Genomic DNA, 15,291 nt, shown 5'->3' on the forward strand with positions numbered 1-15,291 from the left:
GGATAAAGAGTTCACGTCCGCTTAACTCATCTTTTTCTTCGTGGTAAAGAGGTATATTTATTCTTATGAAGAAAACATTATTTCTCTTTATATCCTGCCTCGGCCTTGCCGGGCTGTTGTCCGGTCAGCCCGCGGCCTACCCTTTCCGGGTGAGGGCGATTACGGCCGGAGTGACACTGACGGGCCTTACCGACACGGCGACGCTGGTGAAGGCGGTGGATTTTTTGGCGGCGGCGAAAAAGGAATTTCTCGCCAGGGGCTATACCGTTCAGACGATGCGGATAGCCACGTCCAACCTCTACACCTATCTGGCGGGGCATTCCCTCGACGAGGCGTTGCCGTGGCTCGAACGCTTTGATCAGATCGCGGCCCGTAGCGGGGTTATCGTTTCCATCGGGCAGGTGCTGCCGCCGGACCAGTACCAGGAGGGGATCGCGGATTGGGCGGCAAAGCTTGCCGGCCGGACGAAGACCATCAGCTTCAGCCTGCCGATCTCTTCGCATGCCCTGGGTATCCAGACGCATTCGATCCGGGCCGCGGCGGAGATCATCCTCGCGCTTTCGAGAGTGGATCATGGCGAGGCCAATTTCCGGTTTACGGCATCAGCGAACTGTCCGGCGGGCATCCCGTTCTTTCCGGCAGCCTTTCACGAGGGTCCGAACAGTTTTGCCGTCGGCCTGGAGTCGGCCAATCTGGTGACCGAGGCCTTCGCCCATAGCGACCGGGCCGGCGCCCGGCAGGCATTGAAGGCGCTTCTGGAGAAACATCTCCGGCCCGTGCAGGAACTGGGCGAGAAGATCGCCTCGGCAAGCGGGTGGACCTATGATGGGATCGACGCCTCGGCCGCGCCGGGACTCGATGCGAGCATCGGCAAAGCGATAGAGACCTATACTCACCGGCCGTTCGGCAGTCCTTCCACCCTTGGCGCCTGCGCCCTGATCACCGATGTGCTGAAGGGGCTCGATATTAAGAAATGCGGTTATTCGGGACTGATGCTGCCGGTGATCGAAGATCCGGTGCTGGCAGAGCGGGCAGCAGAGAAACGGTATACGATAGAAGAGTTGCTGTTGTTCTCTTCCGTTTCGGGAACAGGACTGGATGTGGTGCCGATCGCCGGGGATACGCCGGCTGAAGTGATCGAGGGGATCCTGACGGATGTGGCGGCGTTGTCGCTGAAATATACGGCAAAGGCGCTTTCGGCCAGGCTGTTCCCGTTGCCGGGTAAGAAGGCCGGTGACCGGGTGAGTTTTAGCAACCCGAATCTGACGGCGACGACGGTGATGCCGATCAATTAGGGGGCGGCTTTGTGACGGGCGATGTGCCTGCCGATGAGGCGGGCGTCCGAGGCGATGCAACGAAACTGACCGGTAGGGCTGATCCAATAGCCGCAGAAGTAGAGCCCGTCGGCGCCGAAATATTTTTGTTTGACGGCGGGAAGGCGGAGGTCGGCGAAGCGAACGGCGTCGACATGGAGGATCTTGTCATAATCGCGATAATAGCCGATGGCGGCGATGATGGCGTCGAAGGATCGGCGTTGCCCATCGCGGAACACGACGGTGCTACCCGAGAGATGATCGATGCCAGGACGCACCGTGATATGTCCCTGGCGAATGTGTTTGATGGTGCCGATGTCGAGGACGGGCGGGTTGCCGTCACGGCTGATCGCTTCGAGCGGGCCATAGGGCATTCGCTCCAGCCCGAGTTTGGAGAGATCTCCGATGAGGCCTTTCATCAGGGGGCCGCTGATCCGGTCGGCGACGCGCGGGGGAAGGCGACTTAACAGATAACTCAATTCCAGTACGGAGATCCCAAAGACATCGCGGGGAACGACATTGACGGGGGACCGAACCGACATGACCGGCGTTGCGCCCTGTTCATAGAGATCGATCGCGATCTCGCAGGCGGAATTCCCAAAGCCGACGACGAGTACCGTCCGGCCCTTGTATTCGCTGCCGGTTTTGTATTGACTGCTATGGAGGACCTTACCGGGAAAGGTTTCGATGCCCTTGAATTCGACAGGGTTGGGCCTTGAATAGGCGCCCGTGGCCATCACAAGGTGGGTCGACCGGAAGTCACCGTTATTGGTAACCGTGTGCCATTGACCCCCTTCCCGGGTGATGGAGGCGGCTTCGGTGTCGAAGCGGGGGTTGATGCCGAAGGTTCGGCGGTAGTCCTCGAGATAGTCGATCACCTGGCGGCGGCTGGGATAGCGGGGTGTATCGGGAGGAAACTTTTTATAGGGGAGATGGGAGAACCGCTTGCTGGTATGGAGGTGCAGCCGATGGTAATGTTCATGCCAGGGAGCCCCTACCCGATCGCGTTTTTCGAGGATCGTGTAGGGGATGCCCAGTTTTTGCAAGACGGCGGCAGTGGACAGGCCGGCGACGCTTGCACCGATGATGAGGACGTCTGTTTGCATGGAGGAGGAAGTTTCCTACGCGTCAGTCGAAAGGTACAAAAGTTATACATTTGCCGAAAAATTTTGAGAAAAGCTGTCTGGCCGCTGGTGGCGGGTTTATTCTTCTCTTTACTCTGGTCCTCGGCGGCAACGGCAACAAAGATCGGCTTGCAGGCCGTGCAGCCTTTTACGATCTGTGTCATCCGGTTCTTTCTTGCGGGCACCCTCATGATCCTCCTGAGTCATCTCTTGTTCCGGCAGCGAATGCCCCGTGGCAGTGAATGGCGTTCGCTTGCGCTGTACGGGCTGCTGAATAATTCCGTTTATCTCGGGCTTTATGTGATCGCGATGCGGCAGGTGTCGGCCGGGCTTGGGTCTTTATCCGTGGCGATGAACCCGCTGCTCATCAATCTGCTGACGGCGGTCTTTCTCCGCCAGCGGCTTACGCTCACGACGATCCTTTGCCTGCTGATCTGTATGTCGGGAGTCATGCTGGCAGCCTGGCCCCTGCTTGAGAACAGTACGGCTACGCCGGCTGGCTTGCTCCTGTTGCTGGCGGGAATGATCGCCTATTCGGTGGGCGTGATCTACTTTTCGCGGACGAAGTGGAACGGGTTGCCGTTGCTGGCGATCAACGGATGGCAGGTGTTCCTCGGCGGCGTCTTTCTGCTGCCGCTGGCAGCGGCGGTTTATCGCCCCGGGCTGAACCATTGGGGGGTGAAGGCCTGGGCGCCGATCGCCTGGCTGGCCATTCCCGTTTCTATCGGGGCGGTTCAGCTCTGGCTTTATCTTCTAAAGCGGGATGCCGCGCGGTCTTCTTTCTGGCTTTTTCTTTGTCCCGTCTTCGGGTTTGCTTACTCCAATATTTTTACGGGCGAACCGATCACCGCCTATACCATCGTGGGGATGGTGTTGGTGATCGCCGGGATCTACTGGCAGAATACGCGCAAGGCGGTGTGACCGGCTTATTCACTTCGTAGGGCCTTTACCGGGTTCGCGAGGGCGGCACGCACCGCGTGAAAGCCGACAGTGAGCAGGGCGATCGCGACGGCGGAGACTCCGGCGAGGGCGAAGATCCACCAGCTGATGTTTGTCCGATAGGAATAGTCCTGCAACCAGCCATGAATAAAATACCAGGCGATGGGTGACGAAATGACGAGAGCGATGACAACGAGGATCAGAAAGTCGCGGCTAAGCATGGTGGTGATATTCCCAACTCGGGCGCCGAGGACCTTGCGGATGCCGATCTCGCGGGTGCGCTGTTCGGCGGTAAGCGCGGCAAGACCAAAAAGTCCCATACAGGAGATCATGATGGTGATCGCCATGGAGAGGTTGACCAGTTGGGCCGTCTTCTTTTCCTTTCCATAAAATTTTGCGATGTTCTCGTCGAGGAAAGCGTAGGTGAAGGCCTCATCGGGGAAGACAGATTTATAGGTCTGTTCGATGTTCTTGATCGTTTGCCGCCAGCCGGCAGATGCCGTTCCGCCGGTTTGAAGTTTTACGCTATAGCTGTCCTGCGAAGGGGTGTACGAGGTTATGACCGTCGGCTCGATCGCGAATTGCAGCGATCGCTGGTTGAAGTCAGCGACGACGCCAACGATTGGCATCTGATGGTCCCAAAACGGCAGCATCACGCCGATGGCCTGTTGCGGTTGGCGGAAGCCCAGGAGCTGCGCATAGGTGTTATTGATGACCAACTCCTTTGCCGTATCGGAGGGCTGGAGGTTGCGGCCCGCCAGCAATCTGAGTTCATAGAGCGGGATGTAGTTGGTATCCGCCGCCCGGACATTGATGTTTCCCTTGTAGGGGTGGGCGCCCTTGTAGTCGATGGTTGTCTTCCACCAGCCGCCGAGGACGGGCGCACAATAGTCGAGGCTGACCCTGGCGACACCCGGCAGCCGGGCGATCCGGTCGCGAAGCAGGTAACGCCGGTTGAGACTGTCCTTCCCATTCACATCGAACCGGATGATGGCATTGCGGGCGAAGCCCATGTCTTTATTCAACAGATAATGCAGCTGGTTACCGACGGCAATCGTAGAGATGATGAAGACGATGGAGATCGTGAACTGGAAGACGACAAGCCCCTTGCCGAGGCGGTTACGAATACTGCGCCCCGGCGCTCCCTGGTTCTTCAGGGTCTTGGCCGGGATGAAGGAGGACAGGATCCAGGCGGGATAGAAACCCGAGAGTAAGGAGGTGAGGAGCAGGACGGCGAGGCCGAACACGATAGTGGCCGGCGTGAAGACATACGCTTTTGCCGCGGCGGGAACGAAGTTGGGAAAGGCGCTTAGCGCCGGATACAGCAGGGCCAGCGAAAGAAGGAGGGAGATGAGGACAAGCAGTGTCGTCTCCCCGAGAAACTGGACGATGAGGCCGGCCCGGCGACTTCCCAGAACCTTGCGGATACCGATCTCTTTTGCGCGCCGCAGAGATTGTGCGGTCGACAGATTGATAAAATTGATGGACGCGAGAACGAGAATAAACAACGCGATACCCATGAGTCCGTAAAGGGTGGGAAGGTTGGCTTCGGTGCCATAGTCCTTACCATAGACGGAGTCAAAGTGAATGGCGGAGAAGGGTTGGAGATGGACCCGAAAGCGATCCTCTTTCGTGAAGCCGATGAAATATTTATTGGCAAAGGGTATCAGTTGTGCTTCCACGCGAGCTGGAGTGACGCCTTTTGCCAGTTTTACAAAGGCCTGAGAGCTGGAATTGAAACTGTCCCAGTTGTCCTCCTGGAATTCGTTCTTTAGCCCTGTCGCCTTTATCGTAGCATAAGAGATGATGTCTTTGAAGGTGAAATCGGTGGTCTTGTTCCAGTCCTTTATGATCCCGGCGACGGTGACCGTGATGGAGTCGTCATAGATCAGGGTGCGGCCCATGGCGGCGGGATAGTCACGGGTACCGAAATAACGTTCCACTGCGCTGGCCGTAAGCACTATCTGGAAGGGCCGTTCGAGCGCGGCGGGGTTACCTGCGATCCATTCATATTTGAAGATATCGAAGTAGTGCGGTTCGGCGAAAATGAGGTCGTTCTTGTTTTCTCCACTGATGGCTTTGGGGATCTTCTTCTGTTGTCCGTGGTTGCCGGGGATGGTGACGCTGGCGTTATAATTATGGAATTGGGCGACAGTCTCGAGACCGGTGATCTCTTTGCGGATCTGGGCCGCGGCGGGTTCGGATAAATTGGGCCAGTGGGCTTCTTCACCGGCGAGCTGATTATGGGTGTTGACAAGGCGATAGATACGTTCGCTGTCGGGGTGGAAGGTATCGAAACTGAGTTCGTAGTGCGTTATGGTCCAGATGGCGAGACAGGAGCAGATGCCGATGGCCAGACCGATGACATTGATGGCCGTGTAGAGTTTGTGCCGCGTCATGGTGCGCCAGGCAATGGTCAGATAGTTTTTCCACATGGAAAGTCCGTTTTATAGTTAGTAAGGCGGGTTATCAGTAATGGTTGGTCAGGTTGGCGGTGCGATTGGGAGTATGGACGATGCAATGTGAGCCGCTTCCCCTGGAGTTCCAATATTGCGAGTACTCATAATCGTAACCAGGGCCGGGAACATATTTCTCCCGAAACCGGCGAGCAATGTTCTCGGGTACGGGGACGCCATTGACGAGGAAAATGGATGGCGTGAGATTGAATGAGTATTGCTTGACGTCGGTAATGAGATGGGTGTTGACGAGATCGGTCGCGATGTGGAGGATATCGATGTCGGGGTTATTGGTGAATACGAGGGGATAGGCTAAGGTCGGGGGACGTTTGCTGCGGGGGGTGTGATCCTGGGGTTGGTCAGTGACGCCGGAGCCGGCAGGATCCATCGGCGGGACAGCCACAGGATCAGTCGGCGGAACACCCACCGGATCGGCAGGCGAAACAGCCACGGGATCAGCCGGAGCGCCGGTCAGCGGTTCAGCCGGCGCGACATAGCCTTTGGAGCATTCACTGGCATCCGCGGCGAATTCGGCAAAAACAGGCAGGTAGCGCGGGTAGTCCTTTTGAGAAATGAGTTGGCCGTCTATTTTGAATTCAAGGATCTCGTCGTTGTGCTTCCGGATCTCATAGCTGTGGCCGTCGTTCGACTGGGCGGTGGCTTTGTAAGCCTGGGATCCGTTCTCCGTTCTGCTGGTATGGCTCAGCGTTTGGAACGCAAATTTTTGCGGAGCGGTGTCGGGCCTGACAGCAGGCACCGGTGGAACCGGCGGGACCGGCACCGCGATGGCAGGGACGGGAGGAATGGCGGCTATCGGCGCAACGGGCGTCATCGCGGACTCGGCGATCTGTTTTACCGCCTGAGCGGCTGCGAGCTGGGCCTGAGCGGCTGCGGCGAGTTGGGCCTGCACGGCGGCTGTCGGAGCTGCGACGGTTGGGACTTCGACAGTTGGGGCCCCGGTGGTCGGAACCGCGGCAGCAGGGGTGATCCACGTGCCGGATTGTTGCCGGGGCTTTATAAGGCTGAACGAAACGAGGGCGAAGAGGGCGAGGGACAGGACAGTCTTCTCGAGGAGATGGAGTTTTTGATTCTCCTTCTCGAGCATTCGTTTGATGCGCCAGAGCAGGTCGGTTTTTCGGCTGCCGCCGAGGGGTAGCATATATGCCGGGCGGCCATTGCCGATACGGCCATCGACCGCCAGTTGGGTAAAGGCGACGAGCGCTTCGAAATAGTTATTGCGATCCGCCGTACCCGCAAGAACCATGTCATCGCAGCAGGCTTCGCGTTCGCGGCGGATGAGGGTGCCGATCCAGCGGATGCCGGGATTGAAAAAGAACAAGGCTTCGGTTAGATGCAATAATAAGTTGGTGACATAGTCATTGCGGCGGATATGGGCCAGCTCATGGAGGAGGATGGTCTCCACCTGGTGGGGTGGCAGTTGGGCCAGGAAGCCGAGTGGGACGAGGATCGAGGGTTTGAGGAACCCGAAGGCCGCGGGAGTCCGGACGAGCTTCGATTGCAGCAGGGTCACGGTGCGGCGTATCCCCAGTTGCCGGGCTAGCGTGTCGAGGCGATGGGTCCAGACATCGCTAAAAGGCAGGATACTATCCCGGCGAATGCGGTGGATCCGGTAGAGGCCGCCGGAGAGGCGCAGCAGTTGCGCCAGGAGGCAGATCAGCCAGAGGAGCGTGATGAGGACGGCGTGGGTATTAAGATAGTCACTGATGACCGGAATAAGGGTATTGTAGACGGGAGTGGTTTGAGTTACGGTGACATGGTGCTGGATCTGAGGTTGGGCCGTTGTAACCGCTGTGAATGCAGGGATCACGGGGTCAGCCGTTATTCGCGGGTCGCCGGTGCTCAGCTCGTAAAATAAGGTGGCGCCGGCCAAAAATACGAAACCGGCCATGACCAGGGTGAGCAGATTGTACCGGAGGGCTGCCGGCCGTTTGCGGGTGGCGAGGATGATGACGCCGGCGGCAAGCGCGGCGAGCGTCCCTTCCCAAACCGAGTGGACGAGCGTCCAGCAGACGGCTTTGGCGGATTCATCGGATAAGAATATGTCGAGTAAGAGGGCCATATCGGGCGATTGTCTCCCTAAGGTAGGAAAGATTTCCTAGATTCCAAAAGTTTCTAGGAAATTTTTCCTACGAGGAGGTTCTATTTACTGATCAGGCGAGCGCCGGCCAGCAGGGACCCGGTCTTTTGCTGCAGCGCAGGCGGAAGGGTAAAGAGTTCGGGATGAAAGAGGGCGGCCAGCAGTTGGATGCCGTCGACGAGGGTCGAGGGACTGGGCTGGGTGAACAGATCGAAGTCGGCCACGAAGACCCGGTCGCCTCGCACGGCCGCGAGGTCTTCCCACCCTTCATGACGCGTAAGAAGATGGAGTTCCTGCATCGCGCGGTCGATGTGGAAACCACAGGGAGCGATGACGATGATCTCGGGATTGTATTTGCGGATCTTGTCCCAGCCGATGGTGATACTGTCGCCGCCGGGGTTGCTGAGCATATCGATGCCGCCGGCCTGCGCGATCTGGAAGGGGATCCAGTGGCCGCAGTTGTAGACGGGGTCGATCCATTCCATCAGCAGCACGCGTTTGAGCGGCATGTTATGCTGTCTCAGTGTATCGAGGATCGAAGCCGTGCGTTTTTGCAGCGCGCCAAGATAGGCATAAGCGGCTTCTTCGCGGCCGAGCGCTTTTGCGATGGTGACGGCGGTGTCGTATACATCGTCGAGGTTGCCGGGAGTCAGCGGGATGATCTCCGGGCGGCGCGGCAGGCGTGCAACGGCGGCGGCGGTACACTTCGTGTCGATCTGGCAAACCTCACAGGTGTCCTGGGTGAAGATGATATCCGGCTGGATCTGCAGGAGCAGTTCTTCTTCGACATAATACAGGCTTTTACCCTGGGCCTTAGCGGTGCGAAAGACGGTGTCGATCTCGGCGCTGCTGTAGTTCTTCCCTTCCATGATACATCGGACGAGCTTTGGCTTTTCGGCGAGCGCTTCGGCGGGACATTCGAAGGTGATGCCGTGGAGATGCTCCTGCAGTCCCATGTCATAGATCATGCGGGTAGCGGCGGGCAGAAAGGAACAGGCTTTAACCATTGTTGGCGGATTTTGCACCGGGCAGACGGCTCTTTACCAGATTGATCTGTCCGAGGTGATGAGATTCGTGTTCAGTGACGTGAAACCATTTGCAGTAATTGTTGGTCGGGCCCCAATACCATTTTTCATCCACCGCCATAAACCATTTGTCGTCGCGTTTCCTGAATTCCGCGAGCGTGCTTTCGCGGGTTTCCTGCAGGAGGCTAAGATAGAAATCCGCGTTGTTGCCTTTTATTTTTTTGCGGCCGGCGTCGCCGAGTTCCATGGCTGCGCCGAATTTATCCGTTACGGATTGGTCCCATTTCCCCCAGGCGAGGCCCTTAAACGTGTGTTCATGGTAGAAGGCATCCGTGGCAGCCAGGTGGTAAGCGAGCGCGCCGATGGTGTTGGCTTTTTCATCGAGGAGAAAATCGAGTTGTTCGACGGTGAGGTTCTTGATCGAACTGATCACCTGCGGCCGAAGCCAGGCCATCATCGACACAAGGGTGCCGATCTGCGGACTATAGCCTTCTTTCGGCCCGATGAGATTGACGTCCTTATCGGCGGAGTAGCCGGGAGCTCCCGCAAGGGGCATTGCGCCTGCCGGTAGGAAAGCCATTCCGGCCATCGCTCCGGTGAGCGCCGCCGCAGATCTTATAAAGCCGCGGCGGCCTGTTTGTGCATTTTTCATGGTTAACTGTTAAATGGTGGAAGGAAAGTTACGATGGTTTTCGGAGGTAAGGCCGACTTTCTACCCGGAATGTGGTATTTTTGCAGCCAAGGCCGATGGCCGGGCGTTCCGCCATGTACATGTATACGCTAAGACATAAAACCCTCCGTGCATTTTTTAAGATGATGCTGTTCGCGAGCTCGGTTGTCCTTTTCGGCAACAGGCTCACGGATCGGTTCAATATCTGCGCAAGTGTCACCGGCGGCCTTTCCCGGATGATGCACAAGCAACACCACCCCTATCCCGCTCACCGGGAGTTTGGGGACCGTTACGGAAAGGTGCTGTCATCGGTGGATAAGCGATACCATTCGCCGATGAGCGTCGGCATCGGCGAGCCGGGTTTTCGGATACTGACTGTTGTAACAAGGGCGGTGCATGCCGGTTATGTCTTGCCTGTCTCTCCTCCAGCCCGTTTTTATTCCCGCACCTTCCTGCGGGGTCCGCCCGTCTGCGGTGTTATTCTTTCCTGATGTTGTTGTTTTTGTTTACTCCTCATCTTTTCATTTAAGAGGGCGGGTCCGGTGTTTATCCGGCCTGCTGACCTATTTTAACTTTATGGATGATCTGGATCGAATCAAACAGATAATCGATAGCGTTCGTTATACTTGTCCCGTATGCGGGTCTGCGTTATATGTGACGGATTACGGGAAGAACGCGCTCACTTTTCACTGTGCTGCCGAGACAGCGAAGTTTTGGACGTTCAAGAAGGGAAGCAAGGCGCTGGCGGAGGCCAAGCGGCATTGGGATGCGTCAAGAAAAGAGATAGGCTTAGATTACCGTTAGCAATGAATATCAGTAACTACTAAAATACTTCGGCCGGATTTATCTGCAAGAACTCCTGCCATGGCATTCCTGTGTTACCTATCAACAAAACTTTAGACGGGTTAAAGGTCCTTTTGAATGCTTCGATCCCGAAGGAGGATTGATTAGCTCCGCTTTTGACTTCGATGCCGACGACCTTACCCTTTTTCTCCAGGACAAAATCGACCTCCTCGTTTCTTTCCCGCCAGTATGAAACCGTAAACCCTTCCGTAATCGAGTGGTTGATGAGGTGAGCGCCAATGGACGATTCCACTATCCTACCCCAATCCGCTGGTCTGAGTTGGATCTCATTCAATGAATCCTCACTTTGTGCGCTGATCAAGGCTGTATTATGGACCTGAAATTTAGGGCTGGAGGATCTTTTATAGATCAGATTACCCGCGAATTTCTCCACGCCGGCGAGCAGACCTGCGGTGTTGAGCAGATCCAGGTAGTGAGACAACGTTGTCGTATTGCCTACGTCCTGCAATTGGCCGATCATTTTATTATAGGAAAGTATCTGCCCTGAGTAAGCGCATCCCAGTTCGAATAGCCGTTTCATCAGTGCGGGCTTATCGATCCGGGTTAGCATCAGGATATCTTTCGAGATGCTCGTTTCAATAAGGGACTGCTGCACGTATGCTTTCCAGCGCGGTTCATCGCCGATCAATTCCGCTGAACCGGGGTATCCGCCAAACCAGGCATATTGATCACTGTTCCAGCCAAATGCCTGATGCATTTCCCGGAATGACCAGTGCCCCATATAAGTCGTTTCAAATCTACCGGCTAATGATTCAGAAAGGCCTTGTTGCAATAAGAGGCGGGAAGAGCCCAGCAGGATCACTTTTAGATTTCGTTTAGTCCGTGTGTCGGCGTCCCATAAGAGTTTTATTGTCTCGCTCCAGTTAGTTACTTTTTGAATTTCATCGATCACCAGCAAAAACTCATTTGCCTGCTGCTGATCCATTTTCAGGCGGGCTACCTCCCATTGTTGTTCGAGCCAAACGGTGTTTGAGGCCGGAACCGCATCGGCGGAAATGAAGTAATTGGGGGTTTTCTTTTTTTCCAATAACTGGGAAACAAGGGTGGTTTTGCCTACCTGACGTGGGCCAAAGATGACCTGAAGGAACCGGCGGGGCTCTTGTGATCTAGTTATAATCTGTTGTAAATGAAAGCGTTCAAATGTTTTTTCCAAAATACTCAATATATTGAGTAAAATTACTCAAAGTTCTGAGAATTTTGCTCATTTTTTAATGCCCGTGTCGTAAGAAAATACACCAACCAAAGTATTTTAGCAACGACCTATACGCGGCAGTTAGAGCGGGATGGGTTCGGGATGTCGCGAATAGAAAACGCAGATCTTGTCGACAAGGTCGTCATAGACCGTATCGGGAGGCAGGGGATGCGTAGTCTTGGCGAGACGTTGGGTCTCTGTGCGGATGCGATCGCTTTCGGCGGAATCGAAGAGGCCGGAGGCGAGAAGGGTATCCCGGACAAAGAGGGCTTGCTTCTTGTTCATTTTGCGATGAGAGCCCTGGAGGCGGCGGCCGTTGGTTTCCTGTTGACGCGCTTCGTCGCGGAGATGCTCGACAGCGCGAAGGAGTTCACCCTGGACCGTTTTGGCGGGACCGCCGGTGGCGGGAACAAACTGATCCCAGATCTCGCGCACCAGATCGGGATAACGAAGGTTTGTGGGAAACACGGGTTGAACGGTAGTGACAGCATGCACCGCTGGCCTTGCGGCCTCCCAGCGGGCAACGAGTTGTTGAACGTCGGGCGACGCGGTTTCGAGCCAACGCCGCGTGTTCATCCCATAGCGGTTTTGCTGATCCAGATCGGCGCCAAGGTTTAGGATCTTCTCCAGCACGCGCAGATAGGTGGCGCGGTCGGCGCCCTCGCGACGCAGGAACCAGCCCTGAACGGCCCAGTAAGCTATGTTCGAGCCGTCCGAGTCACCGATGTTGACATCGGGATCATAGTCGAGCATGAGATCGAGGGCATAGATATATCTTTCCTGCTGCGCGGCGATATGCAGACAGTTGTACCCACGGGCGCAGATGATATTCGGGTTAGCGCCTTGTTTCAACAGATATCGAAGGACGGGGAGACGTTCTTCCTCCGTTCGGAAGCCATAAGAGAGCAAGGCTTCCATCAGGATGGGCATCCAGGAGGACGAGTCGACGCAGGCGTTGACGTCAAGCCGGTATTCTTCCATAATTTCCTGAACACGGTTGGCTTCTCCGCGGGCGATAGCAAGGGAGAGAGCATTCCACGCCGTAGCGGGAACGAGTTTTGGCAAGGCAATCATAAAGCAATCTTGTCCTTAAAAGATACGACAAATTCGCCGGATCGCCTATCGCAATTTTTCTTTTTCTATTTATTCACTACGCAGGGCCTTTACCGGGTTAGCGATCGCGGCTCTTATCGCCTGGTAGCCGACGGTCAGCAGCGCGATGCTGACGGCAAGCAGTCCGGCGATCAGGAAGATCCAACCCGTGATCGCGATACGATAGTCGAAGCCCTGTAACCAGGCATGCATCGCATAGCCCGCAATAGGGGTGGCAATGACGACCGAGATGAGCACCAGCTTTACGAAGTCGGCGGAGATAAGGGTGGCGATACCCGCCACCGAAGCACCGAGGACCTTGCGGATGCCGATCTCCTTGCGGCGGCTCTCCGCCATATAAGTGGCGAGTCCGAAGAGGCCAAGACAGGAGATCAGGACGGCGAGTAGGGCAAAGAGGGAGCCAAGGGTGCCCTCCCGTTGTTCCGCACGGAATTTCTGATCATAGTACTCGTCGACGAAATAATATTCGAAGGGGTATTGCGGGTTGTACTGTTTGAATACTTTTTCGGCCTTTGCGAGGTCGTCCGCAATCGGGGCCGCAGGGTTCAGCCGGAAATGGATAACAGGATAGCTTGTCTGCAATCCCTGGATAAGCATCGGTTGAATCGGGTCATAGGGTGATTCGATGATAAAGTCCTTTACCACGCCGACGATATGATAGTTACTGCCGCCTTTATCGGTCACTATCTTGCCGATCGGGTCCTTTAGGCGCATGGCTTTTACTGCGGATTCGTTGACGACAAGGGCCGTGCTATCCGTGGGATAGGTTTTCAGATCGATATCGCGGCCCTGGACCAGCTTTGTACCCGTCGTGCGGACAAAGTCGGCGTCGGACTCGAACTGGACGAAGCTGCGCCGTTTGTCATCGGGCTTACTGCCGGGCCAGGAGAGGTCCACGACGGAGCCCCATGCCCTTGTCATCGGCGAGAAGGTCCTGGTAACGGAAACGGCCGCGCCACTGGCAAGGAGATCGCGTTTGATGCTTTCATAGTGGGTCATATTGCCGCCCTGACTGAAGGCATAGACGAGGCGATTGCGATCGTACCCCGTATCCCGGTCACGGGCATAGCGGAGCTGATCCCTGACGACGATGGTACCGATGATGAGGACGACAGCAAAGGTGAACTGCAACACGACAAGAACCTTTCGCGGGCTAAGGCGGCCGCCGGCGGCCTTTGCGGATGCTTTCAGAACCTTTATCGGCCGAGAGGCCGAGAGGAAGAAAGCCGGATAGCTGCCGGCGATGATGCCCGTAAAGAGAATGAATACGACGGCTGCCAGCCAGAAGCGGGGGTCGGCGTAGTTTATTGCGAGATGGGTGTTGATGATCTCATCAAACGCCTTGAGTCCGAGTTGAACGATGCCAAGGGCCAGCACAAAGGCAAATGCCGCCAGCAACGTGCTTTCGCCGATGAACTGCGTGACAAGAGAAGCCCTACGGGCGCCGACTACCTTGCGGATGCCCACTTCTTTTGCGCGTTTCTCGCTGCGGGCCGTGGAGAGGTTCATAAAGTTGACGCAGGCGATGAGCAGGATGAAAACGCCGATGACGATGAAGAGCCGGACCGTGGCGATCTGACCGGTGACGAGTTGGCCATTGACATCTTTACTGTAGAGATGCTGACGACTGATGGGCTGGGTGAAGGTCTCGCGGGTGAGGCCCCTGCCCTCAGTGATATGTTTGGCCGTGAGATGCTTTATTTTTTGATCGAAGGCGGTTTGCTTGGCGCCGGGTTTCAGCAGGACATAGGTGGGGGAAGAGGTGCTGCTCCAGGTGGACGGGTCCCATTTCAGGTGATCGACATAGGTCCAGGGAAGGAGGTATTGAAAGGAAAAGTCCGTGTTGTTGGGAAGGTCCTTCAGCACGCCGGTAACGCTGAAGATATCGGTGCTGTCGATACGAACGATCTTGCCCATGGGGTCCTCGTTACCAAAAAGAGACCGGGCCAGGCGGGCGGTGAGGACGATGCCCTTGTCGGTGTTGAGTGCGGTTTTTGCATCGCCCTGCAGCATGGGAAAGGAGAATATCCGGAGAAAGCCCGAGTCGGCGAAAGCGCCGCCGGGGTTGAGGTGTTTGTCACCGTGAGTGACGAGGAAGTAGACATTGCGGAAGCGGGCGGCGTCCTGGACCTCGGCAAAGTTTGTTCTCAGTTCGGCCGCCATTAACGAAGAAGTCCGTGGCCAGACCTGGAGGCTACCGCCATAGTCCTCCCGGGTATATAAAAGATAGGTCCGGTCGGTGTTGGTGTAGAAGCGATCGTAGCTGAGTTCGTTTTTCACCCAGAGGCCGATGAGCATGGCGGCCGCCATGCCGATGGCGAGGCCGACGATGTTGATGGTGGAGAAGTCCTTGCTCCGCCAGAGGGTTCGGAGGGTTATTTTGAAAAAGTTTTTAAGCATTGCAGGTGGTTTTCGCGAGAGTGTTGAACAAGAAGGATGCCCTTTTGCAAACATCTGGTTTTTACTGAGTTGGAATTGCCTGGTCCGCACGGGTGGT

At 56.2% G+C, this 15,291-nt stretch carries 11 protein-coding genes; 3 read left to right on the plus strand and 8 right to left on the minus strand.

The features are described from left to right. The first annotated feature begins 65 nt into the window (after window positions 1–65). Window positions 66–1,295, plus strand: a complete 1,230-nt coding sequence (locus tag VGM48_RS22930; protein ID WP_331582916.1) for a DUF711 family protein — start codon at window positions 66–68, stop codon at window positions 1,293–1,295. On the opposite strand, the gene VGM48_RS22935 is transcribed toward VGM48_RS22930, so the two are convergent. Beyond that, entirely contained in the window at window positions 1,292–2,419 is a 1,128-nt protein-coding gene (locus VGM48_RS22935; RefSeq protein ID WP_331582919.1) for an NAD(P)/FAD-dependent oxidoreductase, read from the minus strand. The two genes, VGM48_RS22930 and VGM48_RS22935, sit on opposite strands and share 4 nt — an antisense overlap. Before the next feature lie 63 nt (window positions 2,420–2,482). Between VGM48_RS22935 and VGM48_RS22940 the strand changes: the two genes are divergently transcribed. Further along, entirely contained in the window at window positions 2,483–3,358 is an 876-nt protein-coding gene (locus tag VGM48_RS22940; protein WP_331582921.1) for a DMT family transporter, read from the plus strand. 5 nt (window positions 3,359–3,363) lie between these two features. On the opposite strand, the gene VGM48_RS22945 is transcribed toward VGM48_RS22940, so the two are convergent. The 4 genes from VGM48_RS22945 to VGM48_RS22960 form a co-directional block, all read right to left on the minus strand. Then, the gene (locus VGM48_RS22945) at window positions 3,364–5,811 is read right to left on the minus strand and encodes an ABC transporter permease (RefSeq protein WP_331582923.1); all 2,448 of its coding nucleotides are present in this window, start codon (window positions 5,809–5,811) and stop codon (window positions 3,364–3,366) included. A 34-nt stretch (window positions 5,812–5,845) separates the two neighbouring features. Next, window positions 5,846–7,912 (minus strand): M56 family metallopeptidase, encoded by a 2,067-nt coding sequence (locus tag VGM48_RS22950; RefSeq protein WP_331582925.1) that lies wholly within the window; start codon window positions 7,910–7,912, stop codon window positions 5,846–5,848. 80 nt (window positions 7,913–7,992) lie between these two features. Next, window positions 7,993–8,937, minus strand: coding sequence for an ABC transporter substrate-binding protein (locus tag VGM48_RS22955; RefSeq protein WP_331582927.1), 945 nt, complete (start codon window positions 8,935–8,937; stop codon window positions 7,993–7,995). Continuing rightward, on the minus strand, window positions 8,930–9,607 hold the full coding sequence (locus tag VGM48_RS22960; protein ID WP_331582929.1) for a DinB family protein: 678 nt from the start codon (window positions 9,605–9,607) through the stop codon (window positions 8,930–8,932). Before VGM48_RS22960 ends, VGM48_RS22955 begins: the two co-directional genes overlap by 8 nt. A gap of 161 nt (window positions 9,608–9,768) precedes the next feature. On the opposite strand from VGM48_RS22960, the gene VGM48_RS22965 reads away from it, so the two are divergent. Then, window positions 9,769–10,116: a hypothetical protein gene (locus VGM48_RS22965; protein ID WP_331582931.1), complete on the plus strand. Its 348-nt coding sequence runs from the start codon at window positions 9,769–9,771 to the stop codon at window positions 10,114–10,116. 332 nt (window positions 10,117–10,448) lie between these two features. On the opposite strand, the gene VGM48_RS22970 is transcribed toward VGM48_RS22965, so the two are convergent. The 3 genes from VGM48_RS22970 to VGM48_RS22980 all read right to left on the minus strand — a co-directional run bounded on the left by VGM48_RS22970 (window position 10,449) and on the right by VGM48_RS22980 (window position 15,194). After that, window positions 10,449–11,642, minus strand: coding sequence for an ATP-binding protein (locus VGM48_RS22970; protein ID WP_331582933.1), 1,194 nt, complete (start codon window positions 11,640–11,642; stop codon window positions 10,449–10,451). Between the two features lie 120 nt (window positions 11,643–11,762). Further along, entirely contained in the window at window positions 11,763–12,746 is a 984-nt protein-coding gene (locus VGM48_RS22975) for an ankyrin repeat domain-containing protein (RefSeq protein WP_331582935.1), read from the minus strand. 78 nt (window positions 12,747–12,824) lie between these two features. Next, window positions 12,825–15,194, minus strand: coding sequence for an ABC transporter permease (locus VGM48_RS22980; RefSeq protein ID WP_331582937.1), 2,370 nt, complete (start codon window positions 15,192–15,194; stop codon window positions 12,825–12,827). Window positions 15,195–15,291: the final 97 nt, after the last annotated feature.

This window comes from Puia sp. (genome assembly GCF_036500295.1).
In the GTDB taxonomy this organism is placed as follows: domain Bacteria; phylum Bacteroidota; class Bacteroidia; order Chitinophagales; family Chitinophagaceae; genus Puia.